Origin of the sequence: Roseicyclus mahoneyensis, assembly GCF_003148775.1 — a bacterium.
GTDB classification, from domain to species: Bacteria; Pseudomonadota; Alphaproteobacteria; order Rhodobacterales; family Rhodobacteraceae; genus Roseicyclus; species Roseicyclus mahoneyensis.
Genome location: NZ_QGGW01000001.1, coordinates 946,458 through 960,350 on the forward strand (window position 1 = coordinate 946,458; position 13,893 = coordinate 960,350).

The 13,893-nt window shown below is 66.4% G+C and carries 15 protein-coding genes and 1 tRNA gene; 6 read left to right on the forward strand and 10 right to left on the reverse strand.

Translation table 11 applies throughout. The features are described 5' to 3' along the window. Positions 1-18 precede the first annotated feature (18 nt). The 3 genes from purN to C7455_RS04675 form a co-directional block, all read right to left on the reverse strand. On the reverse strand, positions 19-609 hold the full coding sequence (gene purN, locus C7455_RS04665; protein WP_109665918.1) for a phosphoribosylglycinamide formyltransferase: 591 nt from the start codon (positions 607-609) through the stop codon (positions 19-21). Beyond that, positions 606-1,652 (reverse strand): phosphoribosylformylglycinamidine cyclo-ligase, encoded by a 1,047-nt coding sequence (gene purM / locus C7455_RS04670; RefSeq protein WP_109665920.1) that lies wholly within the window; start codon positions 1,650-1,652, stop codon positions 606-608. The genes purN and purM overlap by 4 nt, the downstream gene beginning before the upstream one ends. A gap of 63 nt (positions 1,653-1,715) precedes the next feature. After that, positions 1,716-2,123: a hypothetical protein gene (locus C7455_RS04675; protein ID WP_109665921.1), complete on the reverse strand. Its 408-nt coding sequence runs from the start codon at positions 2,121-2,123 to the stop codon at positions 1,716-1,718. A 113-nt stretch (positions 2,124-2,236) separates the two neighbouring features. Between C7455_RS04675 and C7455_RS04680 the strand changes: the two genes are divergently transcribed. Beyond that, a tRNA-Ile gene (locus C7455_RS04680) sits at positions 2,237-2,313 on the forward strand. Positions 2,314-3,211: 898 nt separating this feature from the next. On the opposite strand, the gene C7455_RS04685 is transcribed toward C7455_RS04680, so the two are convergent. The 4 genes from C7455_RS04685 to C7455_RS04700 all read right to left on the reverse strand — a co-directional run bounded on the left by C7455_RS04685 (position 3,212) and on the right by C7455_RS04700 (position 6,173). Continuing rightward, positions 3,212-4,783 (reverse strand): GMC family oxidoreductase, encoded by a 1,572-nt coding sequence (locus C7455_RS04685; RefSeq protein ID WP_109665923.1) that lies wholly within the window; start codon positions 4,781-4,783, stop codon positions 3,212-3,214. A 21-nt stretch (positions 4,784-4,804) separates the two neighbouring features. Beyond that, positions 4,805-5,326: a Twin-arginine translocation pathway signal gene (locus tag C7455_RS04690; RefSeq protein ID WP_109665925.1), complete on the reverse strand. Its 522-nt coding sequence runs from the start codon at positions 5,324-5,326 to the stop codon at positions 4,805-4,807. Positions 5,327-5,379: 53 nt separating this feature from the next. Then, positions 5,380-5,775: a VOC family protein gene (locus C7455_RS04695; protein WP_109666190.1), complete on the reverse strand. Its 396-nt coding sequence runs from the start codon at positions 5,773-5,775 to the stop codon at positions 5,380-5,382. Positions 5,776-5,879: 104 nt separating this feature from the next. After that, positions 5,880-6,173 carry a ribbon-helix-helix domain-containing protein gene (locus C7455_RS04700; RefSeq protein WP_109665927.1) on the reverse strand — a complete coding sequence of 98 codons (294 nt, stop codon included), beginning with the start codon at positions 6,171-6,173 and terminating at the stop codon, positions 5,880-5,882. 709 nt (positions 6,174-6,882) lie between these two features. Between C7455_RS04700 and C7455_RS04710 the strand changes: the two genes are divergently transcribed. Continuing rightward, positions 6,883-7,482, forward strand: coding sequence for a rhomboid family intramembrane serine protease (locus tag C7455_RS04710; RefSeq protein ID WP_109665929.1), 600 nt, complete (start codon positions 6,883-6,885; stop codon positions 7,480-7,482). Positions 7,483-7,723: 241 nt separating this feature from the next. Next, positions 7,724-8,671 (forward strand): DMT family transporter, encoded by a 948-nt coding sequence (locus tag C7455_RS04715; RefSeq protein ID WP_245904209.1) that lies wholly within the window; start codon positions 7,724-7,726, stop codon positions 8,669-8,671. A 43-nt stretch (positions 8,672-8,714) separates the two neighbouring features. Here C7455_RS04715 and C7455_RS04720 read toward each other — a convergent pair whose 3' ends face one another. Further along, entirely contained in the window at positions 8,715-10,031 is a 1,317-nt protein-coding gene (locus C7455_RS04720) for an acetamidase/formamidase family protein (RefSeq protein WP_109665933.1), read from the reverse strand. A 171-nt stretch (positions 10,032-10,202) separates the two neighbouring features. Here C7455_RS04720 and C7455_RS04725 point away from each other — a divergent pair, with 171 nt between their 5' ends. Continuing rightward, positions 10,203-11,594 carry an amidase family protein gene (locus C7455_RS04725; protein WP_109665934.1) on the forward strand — a complete coding sequence of 464 codons (1,392 nt, stop codon included), beginning with the start codon at positions 10,203-10,205 and terminating at the stop codon, positions 11,592-11,594. A 315-nt stretch (positions 11,595-11,909) separates the two neighbouring features. On the opposite strand, the gene C7455_RS20060 is transcribed toward C7455_RS04725, so the two are convergent. Further along, a complete protein-coding gene (locus C7455_RS20060) occupies positions 11,910-12,083 on the reverse strand; it encodes a hypothetical protein (RefSeq protein WP_170118993.1) in 174 nt (57 codons plus the stop codon). A gap of 395 nt (positions 12,084-12,478) precedes the next feature. After that, positions 12,479-12,898, reverse strand: a complete 420-nt coding sequence (locus C7455_RS19830; protein ID WP_146199921.1) for a hypothetical protein — start codon at positions 12,896-12,898, stop codon at positions 12,479-12,481. Positions 12,899-13,036: 138 nt separating this feature from the next. On the opposite strand from C7455_RS19830, the gene C7455_RS04740 reads away from it, so the two are divergent. Together C7455_RS04740 and C7455_RS04745 are read left to right on the forward strand one after the other, a co-directional pair. After that, complete coding sequence (locus C7455_RS04740; protein WP_109665940.1) at positions 13,037-13,234, forward strand: hypothetical protein; 198 nt, start codon at positions 13,037-13,039, stop codon at positions 13,232-13,234. Further along, on the forward strand, positions 13,231-13,410 hold the full coding sequence (locus C7455_RS04745) for a hypothetical protein (RefSeq protein ID WP_109665942.1): 180 nt from the start codon (positions 13,231-13,233) through the stop codon (positions 13,408-13,410). Before C7455_RS04740 ends, C7455_RS04745 begins: the two co-directional genes overlap by 4 nt. The last annotated feature ends 483 nt before the right edge of the window (positions 13,411-13,893 follow it).

Genomic DNA, 13,893 nt, shown 5'->3' on the forward strand with positions numbered 1-13,893 from the left:
ACGGCGCACCTTTCCGTTTCACAGATCGACCCGATCCCGATCCCCCGCCGCGAACCGCCTCAGCACCATCGGATACAACCGATGTTCCTGCTCCAGCACGCGGGCGGCAAGCCGCTCGGGCGTATCGCCCACCTCGACCGGCACCCGCGCCTGTCCGAGGATCGGGCCGCCGTCCAGTTCCGCCGTCACCTCGTGCACGGTGCAACCCGCCTCGGCATCGCCTGCCTCGATGGCGCGCTGATGGGTGTGCAGGCCACGATACTTGGGCAGCAGCGATGGGTGTATGTTCAGCATCCGTCCTTGCCAGCGGGTCACGAACCCCTCGGTCAGCACGCGCATGAACCCCGCAAGGCAGATGATGTCTGGCGCATATCCCTTCAGCACCCGGGTCAATTCGCTCTCGAATGCCGCGCGGTCCTTGCCGAACGGGCGGTGATCGACGACGGCGGTCGGGATGCCCATCGCCTCGGCCCGCGCCAGCCCGCCGGCCGCCGGATCATTGGCCAGGACCAAGCAGGGCCGCGCCGGGTGATCAGCGGTCATGGACCGGGCAAGCGTCACCATGTTCGACCCGCCGCCCGAGATCAGGATGGCAACGCGCTTGGTCAAGCAAGCGCACCCGTATAGCTGACGCCCGCGCCGGGCGCGACATGGCCCAGACGATGCACGCTCTCCCCCGCGTCGGACAGCAGCGCCGCCAGCGCCTCGGCCCGATCCTCGGCCACGACCAGAACCATGCCGATCCCGGCGTTGAAGGTCTTGAGCATCTCGGCCTCGGCCAGCCCACCCTCGGCGGCAAGCCACTGGAACACTGGCGGCAACGACCAGCTGCCAAGGTCGATCTCGGCCCCCAGCCCCTCGGGCAGGACACGCGGCAGGTTCTCCGTCAACCCGCCGCCGGTGATATGGGCCAGCCCATGCACGCCCCCTGCCCGGATCGCGGCGAGCGCCGGCTTGACGTAAAGCCGCGTCGGCGCCAGCAGCGCGCGCCCCAAGGGGCCATCGGCAAAGGGCGCGGGCGCATCCCACGCCAGACCCGAGCGTTCCACGATGCGGCGCACCAGCGAATAGCCGTTGGAATGGACTCCGTCCGACGCCAGCCCCAGCAGCACATCGCCCGCCACCACGCCCGCGGGCAACGCCGCACCACGGTTCATTGCACCAACGGCAAAGCCCGCAAGGTCGAAATCGCCGGGCGCATACATCCCCGGCATCTCGGCCGTCTCGCCGCCGACAAGCGCGCAGCCCGACAGGCGGCAACCCAGCGCGATACCCTCGACGATACGCGCGGCGGCGTCGACCTCGAGTTTTCCGGTGGCGAAATAGTCGAGGAAAAACAGGGGCTCCGCGCCTTGGCACACCAGATCGTTCACGCACATCGCGACAAGGTCGATGCCGATCGTGTCAAACTCGCCGGTGTCGATGGCGATCTTGAGCTTGGTGCCCACCCCGTCGGTCGCGGCCACAAGGATCGGGTCGTCATAGCCCGCAGCCTTGAGATCGAACAGCGCGCCGAACCCGCCAAGCCCGCTCATCACGCCGGGCCGCGCGGTGGCAGCGGCGGCGGGCTTGATCCGGTCGACCAGTGCGTTGCCCGCGTCGATATCGACGCCCGCCTCTGCATAGGTGAGGCCATTCTTGCGGTCGGTCATCAAAGGCGCTCCTTCTCGGATTTGGGAGAGGCCCTAGCAAGGCCGCGCGGCCCCGTCCATGTGTCAGTTGCCCGGCCGACCCGGACCCTTGACCGAGCGTTGCCCGATCCACAGAAACAGCGCCATCATCGCGGCCGTGGGCGCGATCAGCAGGGCGACCTGCCGCAGCCCCTCTGGGTCGGCCAGAAGCGCACGCATCGGCGCCAGAAAGATAACCGGCAAGATCACCTGCACCGTGATGAAGATCGACAGGCACAGGCCCCAAATCGCTGCCCAATCCTTGAGGTGCAAGGCGCGGGTCGCGCGCCGGACAGCCTGCATGCCGACATCGGTAAGCGGCGCCGCGGCAAGGATCACGCCCGTCGCCGCCGAATTGGGCAGGCCCGCGACCTGAACCAGCAAACCGAAGAGCACGCGCAGACCGATCAGCCAGGCCAGATAGCGCAGCGCGAGCAAGGACAGGGGCGGCATCGGCGGGGTTCTCCGTCTGGGGCGCATTGCCCGAGGCAATAGGTCAGGATCGGGTCCGGAGCAAGCGAGGGGCGCTTGACGGGGGGGGAGCGTCTGGTAATCCGTGGCTTGGGGGGCCTGTAGCTCAATTGGTTAGAGCAGAGCGCTCATAACGCTTTGGTTGCGGGTTCAAGTCCTGCCGGGCCTACCATTCCCCTCGGGTGTTGTGTGTTCCTGCGGGGGCAACTCTGCCAAATCGGGCGTTTCGGCCAGTCTTTTCCGGGGGTGTTTTCTGCCACTTGTCGGTAAATCTTTGATTCAAAACGATCTACCCAAGGGCTGCATGGCACCGGCGGGTAGGTGTCCGCCGCCCCTGTCCCACGGTCGGACCTACATTCCTGAGCATGGGCGCGACCGCGTCCCAAATGCTTCGGCGCCCATGGCGCGCAGGCAGCAGATGGGGCGATGGCTCTGGCCGTTTTCGACTCGGGTTATCTGTCCCGTTCCTTTCCATTGCTGCTTTTGGCTCCGCCGTGATCGCCCGCCGTATCACCGACGCCATCGTCTGCATCTCGGGTGACAACGGCATGTCACCCCGCTGGAACGCTTTCTCAAGGCCGTGGTGTGCCGCTGATCGATATGCGGCGCGCGCCCGCGCTGACCGTGCACCCTGACCGAAGCACAGAGCTGCACGGAGCCCTGTCGCCTTCTTCCACGAGGTCGGGAAGGCCGGGGTCATGCCTCCGCATCCCCTCGGGCCCGCGGCCCAGACGCCGCCGGGTCGCTCTCCTGCCCGAGCTGACCGGCTGCAAGTCGTTCAGTTTCTCCCAACGCCAGATCCGCAAACTCGGCATGGATGAGTGCGCACTGGAGGGGGTGGCGCCATCAGGAAGGGGACGCCTGAGGGGCAGGTCGATCTGTGCCAGCCCGGCAACCTGTGCATTCGCGGCGATCTTGAAGCCTTGGCCGAGATGGCGCGGGTCTGCGCGACCCGTGGGTCGCCAAACAGCCGTTCCCCTTTGCCCGCGCAAAGGCCGCGCCCCCCGGGGGACGCGGCCTTTCGGTCACGATCGTGCCGGGCACCCAAGGGCGCCCGGGCCTCGCGGCTGTCAGAGGGCCCCCGCCGACATCTGCCGCGCGATATGGTCTGCCTGCCGGATCGCCAAGGCCACGATGGTCAGCGTCGGGTTCTCGGCTGCGCCGGTCGTGAACTGCGAGCCGTCCGAGACAAACAGGTTCGCAATGTCATGCGTCTGGCCCCAGCGGTTCACCACACCGTCGCGCGGGTTCTCGGACATGCGGTTGGTGCCCAGGTTATGGGTCGAGGGATAGGGCGGCGTCGGGAAGGTGCGGGTCGCGCCCACCGCCTCGTAGATCGCCTGACCCCGCGCATAAGCGTGGTTCCGCATCGCAACGTCATTGGGGTGATCGTCGAAATGCACATTGGCCACAGGCAGGCCCCAACGGTCGGTGACGGCGTGGTTCAGGGTCACGCGGTTGGTTTCCTGCGGCATGTCCTCGCCCACGATCCACATGCCCGCCATGTTCTCGTAGCTGTCCAGCGCCGATGTGAATTCGCGGCCCCAGCCGCCCGGATCGAGGAAGGCGGCCATGAAGGGCAAGCCCAGCGCCAGCGTCTCCAGCTCATAACCCGCGACGAAGCCGCGCGACGGGTCGTGGCGCGATTCGTCCTGAACGATGCCCGCCATGGTCGTGCCGCGCCACATCTTCACCGGCTGGTCGAACACGCCATAGACTGACCCGGTCACATGGCGCATGTAGTTGCGCCCGACCTGACCCGAGGAATTCGCCAGCCCGTCCGGGAACATGGACGAGGCCGAGTTGAGCAGCAGTCGCGGGCTTTCGAAGGAATTGCCCGCCACGGCGACGATGCGCGCGCGCTGGAACTGAAGGTTGCCGTCGCGGTCGAAATATTCGACCCCCGTGACCAGCCCGCGGTCATCATGCAAGATGCGCGCGACATGGGCGTTCTCGCGCACCTCGAGGTTGCCGGTCGCCTCGCCCCGCGGGATGTCGGTATAGGCCGCCGACCACTTGGCGCCCCATTTGCAGCCCTGAAAGCAAAAACCTGTCTGTTGGCACGCGGGCCGACCGTCGAAATCGGCCGCGTTGATCGCCATCCGGCCGGTATGAACCTCTTCGTAACCGAGCGCGCGGGCGCCCGCCTCGAAGACCTTGTAGTTGTTGTTGCCGGGGAGCCCTTCGCGCCCGCCGGTGCGGGTCACGCCCAGCTTGGTCTCGGCCAGTTCGTACCATGGCGCCATCTCGGCATCGTCGATGGGCCAGTCGAGCAGGTTGGCCCCCTGCACCCGGCCATAGGTGGTGGCCGCCTTCCACTCATGCGGCTGGAACCGGATCGAGGCACCCGCCCAATGGGTTGTGGTGCCGCCGACCGCTTTCACGATCCATGCGGGCAGGCCCGAGAAATCCCGCGCGACGCGCCAGTCTCCGCTCGTGGTGCGCGGGTCGGTCCAGGCAAGCTGCCCGAAACTGTCCCACTCGTCGTTGAGGTAATCCTCGGGCAGGTAGCGCCCGCCTGCTTCTAGTGCCACGACGCTGACGCCACGCTGGGCCAGTTCGTTGGCCAGAACGCCGCCGCCCGCGCCGGTGCCGATGATGACGACCACGCCGTCGTCGTTGAGGTCGAATGGAGCTGCCATGGTGTGTTCCTCCCTTTCAGATCACAGCCAGGTGATGTCGTCGAAGCCACGGTGGAGATATCCACCCTGGCTGTAGCTTTCGCCCTCGTAGCCGAAGAGCGGCCAGACCTCTTTTTGGTTGTAGAGGCCGGTCACCAGTCCGCCGCGGATCTGCTGGAAGAAGGCGCTTTCTTCCATGGCGCGCAGGATGTCGACGCGGTCGCGTTCCCATCCGGTGCCGAGATAGCTGGGAAAGCCGCGCCCGCGCGCCGCCGCGTCCAGAGCGGCAATGCCCGCGGTGATCGCTGCGGCCTGTTCGGCGCTGTCGTAGCCGCGCAAGGCGATGACGTAGTATTCATCGCCGACGTGATCGTGCGGGTAGATATCGCGGGCCATCTGCACCAGCGTCGCAAAGGTCTCGGGGTCGAGATGGGTTGTCTCGATGGCCCAGGCCGCGTCGGGTGCTGCGACAAATCCCGCCCCGAGGACAAAGGCCCCCGCGGCGCTGGCGCGTGCCAAAAGCTGGCGACGTGTCAGACCTTGGGTGGTCTGTGGCTTGCTCATGGTAGTTCCTCCCTTTGAATGTGGCGATGCCTCCCCGCACCGCCATTGGCCGGTTACTGGAACCGGCCGCCTCTTTGCAGAACCTCGATCTGGTAGCCGTCCGGGTCCGCGACGAAGAAGAAGCGCGCGATCACCTCGCCCGCGGGGGCGAAATCCACCAGCTTGCGCGGGGCAAGCCCGGCAGCTTCGAAACGGGCGTGTTCGGCGGCGGCATCGACGACCGAGACCGCGAAATGGCCATAGCCGTCGCCCAGATCATAAGGGGCGGAGCGGCCCTTGTTGACAGTCAGTTCCAACTCGAACGCGCTTTCGTCGTTCGACATATAGACCAGTGTGAATTCGGGAAAATCGAGCCGGTCCGCCACCGTCAGGCCAAAGGCCTCGCGGTAGAAGGCGACCGACCGCGCCTCGTCCAGCACGCGGATCATGCTGTGGATTGCCTTGGCCAACACTCACTCCTGTCCGTTGTCTTGTCTCGGAACAGGATAGACTCAGGCGGATCCGGGCCGGGTAGTATCAGGATACTACCCCGCATGACCCGCCGCAGGCCGCGCTATTCGGCGGCCAGTTGCGCCGCTTGGGGGCGGGTGCCCGAGGCCATGAACACAAGGCAGGCCGTGCGCAGGAGAGAGGTAAAGTTCTGCGGCTCGCCGCGCAGGATCAGCACCTCGGAATGCAGTTGCGAGATGAAGGCGGGCGTGCTGACCCCGTCGTGGGTCGAGATCTGGTCGAGGATGTCCCAAAAGGCGTTTTCCAGCCTGATGCTGGTGCTCTGGCCATTGATCCTGAGCCGTCGCGTCGTCAGGGCATAGCGATGCGGGTCCTGTCCGGCAAAGACTTCACACATGGCTTGCGCCCCTCCCCTTGAAAGATGGATGGCAACCGCCGGTCTGGGGCGGGTGCCGCAAGATGACGCGCTAAGGTTGGTGCGGGGACGGGCGCTGTCCAGAACATTCGTCGCTGCACCTGCAAAGGGTCAGTCGAACCTGTCCCGCTGATCGATCAGCAACTGGTTCCAGATCGTCGGGAAATGCAGCCAGCCGATATGCTCGCTGCCCACACCTTCGCGCGAACAGCGCGCGCGGTCAGGCGTCTTGCGTGATCGGCTCTACTGGCTGGCCCGTGTCGCACCATGCCGTGCGACAGATGGTGTGGAGGTGATGCGGGGGGCTAACATCTGGCACGCCCCGCAGTCCGCGACGGGCGGCTGGTAAGGCCTTTGCCCGATCACGCCCTCGCCCGACGACACCGACTTTCCGGCCGCGTTCCTGCCCGACCGCGCGATGGTTTCCCGCATCGGAGGCTTTGTCGACATTCCGTTCGCAGCCTTTCGAGCACCGGACCGGGAGACGGATCGACCCTGACCGCGGGGCTGAGGGAACCACCGCCGTGGAAAACTTGCTCGGATGCCGCATCTTGGCTGTCCACAAGCAGCCGCTCGTTTGGCTCGGCCCTTGAGGAGATTGGCGGCCGCGCATTCCCGTTCCCACAGACGGCATCCTGCGCAGCGCGCGAAAACCGTTGAAGGCGCTGTGGAGACGTCTACTGTCGCTGACATGACGAAACGGGATCACATGCGCGCGGTCCTTCGGCGCACCAAGATGCTTGTGGCCTTCGTGGCCCTGCTCTGGGCGGTGCAGCTGGTCAATTGGATCACGGGCTACGGTTTGAACCCGGCCTTCGGCCTGATCCCCCGGCAGGTCAGCGGGTTGGATGGCGTCATCGCAATGCCGCTGCTGCACGCAAGCTTTGCGCATCTGATGGCCAATACGCCGCCGCTGTTGGTGATGGGTGGACTGCTGCTGGCCACGACCACGCGGGCCTTGCTGGCGGTGAACGCTTTGGTGATCGGCCTCGGCGGCGGTCTTGTCTGGCTGTTCGCAAGCTCCGCCATCCATATTGGCGCGTCAGGGCTCGTCTTCGGCTGGTTCGGTTTCCTCGTGGCGCGCGGCCTGGTGGATCGCTCCCCGGTCACGCTGGGCGCGGCACTCGTGGTGGGTGTCTTGTATGGCTCCCTTCTCTGGGGCGTTCTGCCGGGTCAAGCCGGCGTCTCCTGGGAGGCCCACCTATTCGGTGCTGTCGCCGGCGCAGTTGCTGCATTCCTTGTACGAACACAGGTCCATGCTCCGCGCCTAGGCGGCGTCAATCTAGAATGAAGCCGTAAACCCCGGCCGAGGCTGTGTGGAAACGCGGATAGGATGCAGAGTTTGGGGCGCTTTTTGCCAAGATTGCGCGAAAGCGTGACCGCATCTCGACAGATTGCAAATGCAGTGCACACCAGAACCGGTCTCGGGATCAGTAGGCTTGAGCGGGTCAAGGCATGGCGGCACGGCCCCGGCGACCGCGACGGTCGCAAATGGGATGGACGTGTCCGGGGTGAAGATCTACCGGGGGTCCATGACAAGCGCCGTCTCCGACACATCATCCCCTGACCGCGTCCTTGCCGGTGTCGCCTTGATGCTGGGCTTTTGCGTGACCGCGCCGCTGCTCGATGTAGCGGCCAAGCTTGCCTCGGGCAGCGTGCCCGTCGGGCAGGTGACGGCGGCGCGTTTCGTCGTTCAATGCGCGCTCATGGCACCGTTCGTCTGGATCATGGGTCTGTCGCTCAGGGTGCCGCGCGCGCACTGGCTGGCGCTGGTGTCTCGCGCGGTGTTGCTGATGGTGTCGACATTCTGCTTCATCGCCGCGATCAGCGTCATGCCACTGGCCGATGCGCTGGCCATCGCTTTCGTCTCCCCGTTCATCGTGCTTTTGGTGGGCAAGTTCTACCTGCGCGAGGATGTCGGCCCGCGCCGTGTGGGGGCCGCGATTGTGGGCTTTGTCGGTGTGCTGTTTGTGATCCAGCCCAGTTTCGCGGCCTTCGGCGCGGTGGCGCTACTGCCGCTTGGCACGGCGGTAGGATTTGCGTTCTACATTCTCGTGACACGCGGGCTGTCGCGGCGGGTGCATCCCGTGACGCTGCAATTCCACACCGGCCTCATCGCCAGCTTGCTGTGCCTACCGGCCCTGATGCTGGCCGAGGGCACGGGGTCCGCGCTGCTTGATCCTGTCTGGCCCCAAGGCGCCGCATGGCTCTGGTTGCTGGGGGTCGGGTTCTTCGCGGCGCTCAGCCACATGATGATGACCTATGCACTGTCGATGGCCCCCTCGGCCACGCTTGCGCCGATGCAGTATCTGGAACTGCCGGTGGCGACCTTGCTGGGCTATCTGGTGTTCCGGGATTTCCCCAACGCGCTGACGCTGACCGGCATTGTCATCATCATCGGCGCGGGGCTTTACATGATCCACCGCGAACGGGTCACCGCCCGAAAGCTGGTCACCGAACGGGCGGCCCCGCCGATCTGAGGCGGCAGCGGCGGCGGACCGAAGGGGCCCGCCGCCTTGATCCTCAAAGCCCGTATTGCTCGCGCGCGTAATCGCCAAGGCCGACGGCGTCGAGTCGGGAGAGGGGCGCAAGAAACGTCACCTGAATGACACCCGGCGCGCGCCCGATCTCGATCGCGCCGTTCACGGTGGCGCGGTTGCGCACCTCGGCGACCGTCATCCCCAGCAGTTGCGCGGCGCGCGCCAGACCGTTGTCGATTGCCGCGTTGAGGTTCGCTGCGGTCCCGATCACCGATATCGGCGCCAGCGGCTCGATCTCGGTCACGCCCCATTTCGCTGCCAGCCGCTGACCCTTGGCCTTTTCAGCCTCGGAAAAGGGTCGCGCCATAGGCGGAAGATCCTCGACCAGCGGGAACAGAACCGGCCCGTCGATGGGGTAATCCTTCACCACTTCGACCTGCAGGGTCACGCTGCCCGCCACATCCATCGTGTGGCCCGCGATCTCGCCATCGCCCTGGCCTGCGTGCATGTCACCCATGTAGATGCCCGCACCCCGCACCTTGACCGGCGCCACGAGAATAGCGCCTGCGCGCACCGCGTCGATGTCCATGTGACCGTCGGTCTTGTGCTCGGCCAACTGTTCGGCGGTGATCGCATAGGCATGGGGGGCGCCCACCAGAAAGGCTCCGAAATCGCCCGCGTTGTGGCTGTCGGGCATCGCCATCGACGGACAGGTGCCCAGCTGCCCCATGAAGGGCCGCACCCGCACCAGCGTGCCCGGCATGTCGGAGGGCGCGAAGGTCAGGATGGAATGTTGCCGGCTCTGGTCCGGCAGGGCGGCATAGTGATCGGCCTCGCGCGCGATGATGTCTGCGGCGCCCTGCGGCAGCGTCAGGCCCACCGCGCGCGTTTCGTCAAAGGTGACGGTGTAGCCATGCACAATGGCAAAGGGCTTGACCGCATTTCCGCAGGTATCGCATTTCACCGCGTCCTGCCCGATCCCCTCGACATGGGTTTCAGGCCAGACGGTATCGCAGACGGGGCAGCGCGCGGCGACGTAGGGATCGCCGAGGCAAAACCCCTCGGGCGAGCTGTCATGGCCGGATGCGGTGGCAATGGAGGTCACGGTGATGTCGCGGATGCGGATGGCGACGGCGTCGCCGACCTCGGCCCCCTCGACAAAGACGGGGCGCGTAACCTCATGGCCGCCCCTCAGACGAGGTGTGATCATCGGACCCCAGCACCCCGGCGCGGTATTGGCGATGATGGTCCCGCCATTCTCGACCGGGCCGAGCATCGGCTGACCGGGATCGAGAACGCTGTTGGTAAACTCCGAAACCACGACGCTGCGGCGCGACGGCGTGTTGCTTCCATCAGGCATGATGCCCTCCCTCGAGTCTAAGCCCATTGCGTCAGCATAGTTCTTGACGCCGGATCGGCAATCTCAATGACCCCTGTGATGCGGGTCATCGAACTGCCGGTCCCTTGACCTGTCGACAAACCCCGACAGGCCTGCGAACGTGGCCCGGTGCGGCGGTGAAGGGGTGCATCCATGACGGCGATCTGGGAGATGACGGCGGGCCTCATCGCGGCCGAGGTGCGGGCGCGGCGGCTTTCGGCGGTTGAGGTGACACAGGCCCATCTTGCCCGGCTCGAGGCGGTAAACCCGACGATCAACGCCGTGGTCGAAGAGTTCCCCGAAGAGGCGATGGAAGCCGCAAGGCAGCTCGATGCCGCACTGGGTCGCGGCGAGGACCCCGGCCCGCTTTGCGGCGTGCCTGTCACGATCAAGGTCAACGTCGACCAGAAGGGCCATGCCACGACCAACGGCCTGCGCCTGCTCAAGGACCATGTCGCGACGGAAGACAGCCCGGTCGTCGCCAACATCCGCAAGGCGGGCGGCATCATCGTCGGGCGCACCAACACGCCCGCCTTTTCGCTGCGCTGGTTCACCAAGAACGATCTGCACGGCCAGACGCTCAATCCCCGCAACCGACTGATCACTCCCGGCGGCTCGTCGGGCGGGACGGCCGCGGCGGTGGCTGCGGGCATTTGCGCCGTCGGGCATGGCACCGATATCGCCGGGTCGATCCGCTATCCCGCCTATGCCTGCGGGCTGCACGGGTTGCGCCCGACACCCGGCAGGGTGCCTGCGTGGAATTCCAGCGCGCCCGACCGGTTCATCGGAGCGCAGCTCATGGCCGTCTCGGGCCCCCTTGCGCGCAGCATCGGGGATGTCGAGCTTGCCTTTGCGGCCATGTCCGCGCCCGATGCGCGCGACCCGTGGTATGTGCCCCAGCCCGCGTTGACCGATGTCCCGCGCCGCGTGGCGCTTATGTTGGCCCCCGACGGCATGCCGGTCAGCGACGACGTGGTGGCAGCACTGCAAGATGCCGCCGCCCGGCTGCGTGCCGCTGGCTGGACGGTGGATGAGGTGGATGGTCCGCCGATGCGGACTGCGGCCGCGATCAACGCCTGCCTCTGGATGGCGGAGGTGCAGTTCGGTGCGGCCGACATGGTGGCCCGCGAGGCCGAGGCGGACGCGCAATTCGTCTTCGCCCGCATGTCCGAGGATGCGGGCGATGTCGGCTTCGGTACGCTGATGCAGGCGCTGCAGGCCCGTGCAGGCCTCATGCGCGAGTGGCAGCGGTTCCTTGGCGACTATCCGGTCGTGCTCTGCCCCGTCTCTGGCGAATTGCCTTTCGATCAGCAACTCGATGTCCAGTCCGAGGCGGCTTTCGCCCGTGTCTTCGAGGCGCAGCTGACGCAACGGGCGCTTCCGGCGATCGGCATGCCCGGGCTGACGGTCGCGACCGGTCAGGCAAAGGGACGGCCCGTGGGCGTGCAGCTCATCGGTCCGCGCTTCCGCGAGGATATCCTTCTGGCCGCAGGCCGCGATATCGAGGCGGCCGGGTCCCCGATCATCATTGCCGAGCCGGTCTAGGCCGGCAGCGCGCGACCCGGCGCGGTCGACCCTGTCATCACGCGCGACATATCGGCTGCCCCCACGGCGCTTTGACAGGCCATGGCGGGGGGCCATACGCAGATCAGGCTCAGCGCCAGCCTGCGTTCAACAAAAGGGTAACGTGACTTGTTTCGCGCATCGGCGGCCCATGCCGGCCTCTCAAGCCCGTCCCTTGCCGCGTAGCCAGCTTCGCCCAATCCGCCATTGCGGCTTTTGGCAACACATTCGGGTTCTGAGCGTCCGCCGGTCCGCACAAGGCGCCGTTCGCCGACAAGGGGCGAACGGCAGGTTCGCTCACAGGCCCAGTGCGTTGGCAATCGCGGTGATGATCGTGGCACGCACCGCTGCACGGTCCGTGCCGGCCGGGTCGGTGCAGACAGGGTCATCTTGATCCGCTTCCAGTATCGCGGCCCCTGCCAATTGGCACGAAGGGGTCGCCGTAAAGTGGAACGCCGGAGCAAGCCGCATGACCCGCGCGTCGGCGACCAGAGCGGCAAACCGTTTTCGGTGAAGTCCGTGGCCATTATCTGCGTCTCACTGTCCCCCAGCCCGATCAAAAGCGCATCCGGCACAAGCGCGGCCGCATCCCCGTCATCGAGGCCCCAGACGAACCCAGGATCGATCGCCGCCACCCTCGTGACGCGGGGGTCGAAATGGCTGGCATTCCACAGTGCCGGGTCCTGACGCGGCAGGCCGACCTCGTCGGGCAGCAGCATGTCGCAGGCTTCCATCGTTTCGACATGGACCGTGCAGGCGGCAACGAGCCCAGCGACAGCGCCGTCCAACCCCCAAACGGGAACCCCGCCGCCATCACCTGCATGGCATCCAGATGCCGGCCGAGATCCGGACCTTCGCCCAGAAGGTCAAGCGCCCTCGACAGATCGGCGGCGCGGGTCCGGTGCCGCACATCTTCGGACATGTCGACCTCGCGCCAGGTCGAGCTGGGGTGGTTCAAACATCACGACGATGGCGCCCAGATCCGCAAGGCCCGCACCCAGCCAGGCCTGCGCCCGGTCGGTGCCGCCCATTCCGTGGCTGAACAGCACGACCGGAAACGTGCCCTGCGCCGGGTCCGCATCGGCGAAGGCCTCGATGCCTTGGACCACTGCGTCTTCGGCATGGCGGGTCGGCGTTCCGCCCGCGCCGCGCGGATACCGGACCGCGACGCGGGCCTCGGCATCGTGATGGGGTATGTGGATCCGGGCGATCCTGAGGCCGGGACCTTCGGCCGCGGCGCTGCTGGCAAGGGATGAAAGGGCAATGGCGATTGCAATGGTCTTCATGACAGGTCTGCGCTCGGTCTTGCGATGGCCCGTTCTGTCCCGCCGCCGTCGTCTTCGGCGTCCTGTTTCCGGCTTCAGGTCGCCTCGATCCGGATTTCGGACTGACGCTCGGGTGTTGCCAACCGCAACGACCCGCCCATGCCCACGCTTCCCATCCCTGTTTTTGTGGCGCTCCTCCTCGCCTTCACCTGCCTGCGCCTGTGGGTGGGCGAGCGGCGGCTGACCACGCTCGGACTGCTGCTGGCGCTGTGTGCCGTCCAATCTATGATCATCGCCTTGGCGCAGCACTACATGGTGCCGGGGAGGCGCTGGGCGCAACCGATCGGCTCCGCTTGATCCCGCCGCTGGCCTGGCTTGCCTACATCGTCCCGGCGGTCCGGCCCGCCTCCCGGATCGACCTGCTGGACGGTCTCGTCCCGCTGGCGGCGGTGGCTGCGGTACTGGTGGCGCCCAAGTCGCTCGCGGATCTGGCTTGTGATCGGCGCGGCCTTGGTCGCATCGGCGCTGAGTGATGTGCTGATCGTGCTGGCACAGGTGATGGGGCGGGGCGTTGCGCGGAGCCACCTGCCAAGAGTATCGAACCGGATGCCGAACCGTGGGTGCGTTTCGTGACCTGCATGGCGCAGGAAAAGCCCTATCTCGAACCCAACCTGACCCGACGCAGGCCCCAGCAACCGCTCATGGCACATGGAACTGAGCGCGGTCTTTCACCGTGACGTGGACCGTCGTTGATTGTGGATTTCGGCTCATTCCGGGGTCAAATGCCCTGCCCCCTGCGAATTGGAGTGAGCGCCCGAGCATGTGGTGTGATTTCAACACCGCCGAGGGTGTGATCCCGGGTGGTCATCAAGCTGTCTGGTTGAGGTGGGGTTGGGCGGAACGGAAATTTCCGGCCATCTCCCGCGCCGCCCGAACGAGGCCGAGGCGCGGGCGGCGATGAAGGCCGTGGCGGCAGATCCGCGGCTCTCCACGGTGCAGCATCCAGCCCCGATGGG

Excerpts from the sequence above, each read along its gene's own strand:
- C7455_RS04740 (WP_109665940.1), top strand. The coding sequence starts at position 13,037 with ATGCCCACGCTTCCCATCCCTGTTTTTGTGGCGCTCCTCCTCGCCTTC.
- C7455_RS04700 (WP_109665927.1), bottom strand. The coding sequence starts at position 6,173 with ATGTGTGAAGTCTTTGCCGGACAGGACCCGCATCGCTATGCCCTGACG.
- C7455_RS20060 (WP_170118993.1), bottom strand. The coding sequence starts at position 12,083 with ATGCGGCTTGCTCCGGCGTTCCACTTTACGGCGACCCCTTCGTGCCAA.
- C7455_RS04710 (WP_109665929.1), top strand. The coding sequence starts at position 6,883 with ATGACGAAACGGGATCACATGCGCGCGGTCCTTCGGCGCACCAAGATG.
- C7455_RS04685 (WP_109665923.1), bottom strand. The coding sequence starts at position 4,783 with ATGGCAGCTCCATTCGACCTCAACGACGACGGCGTGGTCGTCATCATC.
- C7455_RS04725 (WP_109665934.1), top strand. The coding sequence starts at position 10,203 with ATGACGGCGATCTGGGAGATGACGGCGGGCCTCATCGCGGCCGAGGTG.
- C7455_RS19830 (WP_146199921.1), bottom strand. The coding sequence starts at position 12,898 with ATGAAGACCATTGCAATCGCCATTGCCCTTTCATCCCTTGCCAGCAGC.
- C7455_RS04715 (WP_245904209.1), top strand. The coding sequence starts at position 7,724 with ATGACAAGCGCCGTCTCCGACACATCATCCCCTGACCGCGTCCTTGCC.
- purM (WP_109665920.1), bottom strand. The coding sequence starts at position 1,652 with ATGACCGACCGCAAGAATGGCCTCACCTATGCAGAGGCGGGCGTCGAT.
- C7455_RS04720 (WP_109665933.1), bottom strand. The coding sequence starts at position 10,031 with ATGCCTGATGGAAGCAACACGCCGTCGCGCCGCAGCGTCGTGGTTTCG.
- C7455_RS04690 (WP_109665925.1), bottom strand. The coding sequence starts at position 5,326 with ATGAGCAAGCCACAGACCACCCAAGGTCTGACACGTCGCCAGCTTTTG.
- C7455_RS04675 (WP_109665921.1), bottom strand. The coding sequence starts at position 2,123 with ATGCCGCCCCTGTCCTTGCTCGCGCTGCGCTATCTGGCCTGGCTGATC.